A 4,011-nucleotide genomic window follows, 5' to 3' on the forward strand; every position below is an offset into this window, starting at 1 on the left:
GCCCGCGCGGGTTTCCTGCGTCCGGAGCGGTGCATCGAAGTGCAGCTGGCCGGCGTCGCGCCCGGCCGGTTGAGGTTCGGCGAGACGGTGCTGGGCCTTGCGGCCATTCCGGGCGGCGGCGTGGACGTGACGACGGATGCGGGCGCCTATCGCGCGGCCCAGGTCGTGGCGGCCATGGGCGCCTGGACGCCGGACTTCGTGGGCGAGCCGTTCCGCCGCGAGGTGCGGGTGCTGCGCCAGGTGCTGCATTGGTTCGCCATCGAGACGGACGGGCCATGGGCGGGCGGCGCGGGGCCGGTTTTCCTGTGGTTCCACGGGCCGGGAGAGGGCGACGTCTTCTATGGCTTCCCGGTCCTGGACGGCGGCCGGCGCGGGGTGAAGGTGGCGACCGAACAGTACGCCATGGCCAGCGCGCCGGAGGCGGTGGACTGGACGGTGTCCGAGGCCGAAAGCGCGGCGATGTTCGAGGATCATGTGCGCGGGCGCCTGCTCGGCGTATCCGGCCAGCAGATTGATGCTGCGGCCTGTCTCTACACCTGGAACGGACGCACCGAGGCGGATGGCCATCAGGGCCGCTTCCTGATCGGGCCGCACGCGACCGTGCCGGGCGTGACGGTGGTCTCGGCCTGCTCCGGCCACGGGTTCAAGCATTCACTGGGGCTGGGTGACGCGGTGGTGCGCCAGATGCTGGGAGAGCCGGGCTTCTGCGACCTGTCGGTGTTCGCGCCCGACCGCTGAGCCGTTGCGTGGCGCTGGCGGAGCAGGTCACATGCTGCGCGAACTGATGAGGGAATTCATGAGGCGAGCTCTTCGGACGGCGACGATGGTGTTGGCGGCCTGCGTGGGCGCCGCATTGCCGGCGCGCGCGGCGGTGGAACGGGTCGAGGTCACCGAGCGGACGCCATTCGCCGGCGGCATGAGCTTCGCGACTGTGGGCGCCTACGAGAAGATCCGCGGCGTCGCCCATTTCGCGCTGGACCCCAATGCGCCGGCCAACGCGCGCATCGTCGACCTGAAGCTGGCGCCGCGCGACGCGCGCGGCCTGGTGGTGTTCGACAGCCCCTTCATCCTGTTGCGGCCGGTGAAGGCCGAGGGCTCGACCCTGCTCTATGACGTCAACAACCGCGGCAACATCGGCATCCTGGGGCAGGTGAACGGGCGCAGCCCGGCGCTCAACGACCCAACCACGGCGGCCGACGCCGGCGACGGCTTCCTGATGCGGCACGGCTTTTCACTGCTGTTCTCCGCCTGGACCTGGGACGTGGCGCCGCCGCCGGCGGGGGCGAAACCGCTGGTCCTGGGCACGCCGATCGCCAGGGGGCCGGGCGGGGCGGCGATCACGGGGCCGGTGGAGAACGAGTTCACCGTCGATGCGCCGGCTGAGGTCGCGGTCTACGCCGGCATGTCGGGCCTGACCTACGAGCCGGCGACGCCGGACGATCCGAAGGCGGTGCTGACGATACGGGCCCGGCCCGACGATCCGCGGATCCCGCTGGCGCGGGCGTCGTGGCGGTTCGTGGCCCCGGCGCAGCCGGGCGGCCCAGGCCGCGTGCGGCTGGACGGCGGCTTCAGCCCCGGCGTGATCTACGAGCTGACCTACGTCGCCAAGGACCCGAAGGTGACGGCGGCGGGCTTGGCGGGAATCCGCGACCTCCTGGCCTGGTTCCGCGACCATCCCTTCGAAGGGGCGCCCGCGCCGAAGCAGGAGCTGATCTACGGCATCAGCCAATCGGGGCGGCTGATCGGGCGGATGCTGCACGACGGGCTGGACGTGGACGAGACCGGGCGACTGGCGTTCCAGGGCGCCTATCTGGAAGTGCCGGGCGGCGGCGGCTCGGGCGGGTTCAACAGCCGTTTCGTTCAGCCGACGCGGCACCCATCGATGCTGCAGGAGCACGACCATCCGTCCGACGCCTTCCCGTTCACCACGGCGCCCTCGAAGGACCCAGTGACCGGACAAACGGCGTCACTGCTCGACCACGCCGCCGACGCCAAGGGCCAGACGCCGAAGGTGATGTTCGCCAACACCTCGACGGAGTTCTGGAACCGCGACGCCTCGCTGATCGGCACGACGCCGGACGGGGGGCACGACGTGGCGCCAGCGGCTGGGGTGCGGCTCTACGCCTTCATGGGCTCGCAGCACTATGTGGGACGCAGCCACGTACGGGCGCCATACCTGAGCTGCGTGTCGACGACCGACCACTACCTGCCGATGCGGGCGCTGATCCTGGCGCTGGACAGGTGGACCGCGACGGGCGCCGAACCGCCGCCCAGCGCCTATCCGCAGATCGCCAATGGCGGGCTGCTCAGCGTGGCGGCCTATGACGCGGCCTTCCCGAAGGGCGTCGGGCTGACGCCGCCGACCGACAACCTGCACGAACAGCGGCTGGATTTCGGCCCGCGGTTCGAAAGCCAGGGGATCGCCGACCGCATCCCGCCGCTCAAGGGCCCGGACTACGTGAGCCGCGTGCCGGCGCCCGACGCCGACGGCAACGACCGCGGCGGGGTGCGGATGATCGAGATGGAGGTCCCGCTCGGCACCCACACCGGCTGGAACCTGCGTTCGCCCGAGACCGGCTTCCCCTGGGCGACGGCGCGGTTCGACGGCAGCTTCGCACCGTTCGCCCGGACCGAGGCGGAACGGAAGGCGGCGCACGACCCGCGCCCCAGCCTGGCGGCGCGCTACCCCACCCGCGAGGCCTATGTGGCCAAGGTGAAAGCAGCCGCCGCCGCACAGGTGAAGGCGGGCTTCCTGTTGCCGGAGGATGTGGATCGCGCGGTGGCGGAGAACGTCGGGCTCTACGACCGGGTCATGGCCCACAACCCGGCGGACCAGAGTTGCGAGTACCTGTTCGGGTCGTAGTTCCCCTCCCTTTGCGGGGAGGGCCAGGGGTGGGGTGCATGCTGTGACGCGGGGTCCGGCCCCTGACGCTCAGAGCCGGCGCGCCCACGCCCAACCCTCTCCCCAAAAGGGGGAGAGGGTTTTTTTGGCGGGCCCCTAATCCACCCGCTTCGCGCGTACTTCGCTGCCGACTTGGCGCAGGACGAAGCCGGTTCCGCGCCCCTGGCCGTCGAGATCGAACTCCATCGAGGCGTCCAGATCCCGATGGAAGAACTTGGTCGGCGAGGCGGGCAGGAGATCCAGTTCGGGGCCGCTGGGGATTTGGGCGCGTGGGACGCCGTCGGCGCCGCGCGGGATTCCGCCGAGGAACCGGGCCTTCAGGCGGCCGTCCCCGACGCTGATGGTCATCACCGGGCCGCCGCCGTCGCCCTGGTAGCGGCCGGCGAAAGCGGCGAGGGCCTCCGGCGGCAGATCGATGGCCGGGGCCCGCAGCGGTAGGGGCGCCGCCGCGCCGGGCGGGCGATGGATCAGGGTGAGCGGGAGCGAGCTATCACCCTTGATGAAGCGGCCCTCGATCCACCGGCCGTCGTCGCTGAGTTCGCCGGTCACCGAGACGGTGTGCATCGTGATGGTGACCTGGCGGCCCTCGCGGTTCACGGAGGTCGCGGGCCGGCCCAGCTGGTTGCGGTCGGGGCTGTCCAGCCAGGCGTAGGTGCCGTGGACGCTGGATTTGAGGCGGAAGATCAGGCGGATCAGGCCCTCTTTGGTCTCCAGCCGGCCGTCCCAGAAGCCGTCCAGGCCCTCGAACCGCGGCGCCGGCGGAAAGGCGCCGCGGACGAAGTTGAGCGCGGTGGTCATGCCGTGGGCCAGCCATTCGCCGATCCAGCTGTCCCGTTCGGCGTCGTAGCGGGCCTCGTAGAAGCCCTGAGTGTAGCCGATCACCATGGGCGCCAGGAGGGTGAAGGACAGCCGCTCGCCCTCGACCGTGACGTCGTCGGCGGCCAGGCCGAAGAAGCCGTAGTCGGGGGTGTCCATGCTCGCCGCCAGCCCGCCGTGCTCGTCGGCGCGGATGTGCAGGGCGAACCGGCTGCCGCCGGTGGGAAACGTCGCGATCCAGTCGCCGATGACGGCGCGTGCCGCGGCGGAGACGGGGCCGCCGCCGCGGCGTT

At 71.5% G+C, this 4,011-nt stretch carries 2 protein-coding genes and 1 pseudogene; 2 read left to right on the forward strand and 1 reads right to left on the reverse strand.

Going from position 1 to position 4,011, the window contains the following annotated elements; genetic code table 11:
* Both E8A12_RS18345 and E8A12_RS18350 read left to right on the forward strand, forming a co-directional pair.
* On the forward strand, positions 1-738 hold a 738-nt coding region (locus E8A12_RS18345), incomplete at its 5' end, for an FAD-dependent oxidoreductase (protein WP_293371501.1).
* 58 nt (positions 739-796) lie between these two features.
* Positions 797-2,863 (forward strand): alpha/beta hydrolase domain-containing protein, encoded by a 2,067-nt coding sequence (locus E8A12_RS18350; protein ID WP_293371503.1) that lies wholly within the window; start codon positions 797-799, stop codon positions 2,861-2,863.
* A gap of 135 nt (positions 2,864-2,998) precedes the next feature.
* Here E8A12_RS18350 and E8A12_RS18355 read toward each other — a convergent pair.
* A pseudogene (locus E8A12_RS18355) lies at positions 2,999-4,011 on the reverse strand (DUF3471 domain-containing protein); the annotation flags it as partial.

This window comes from Phenylobacterium sp., assembly GCF_004799395.1.
In the GTDB taxonomy this organism is placed as follows: Bacteria; Pseudomonadota; Alphaproteobacteria; order Caulobacterales; family Caulobacteraceae; genus Phenylobacterium.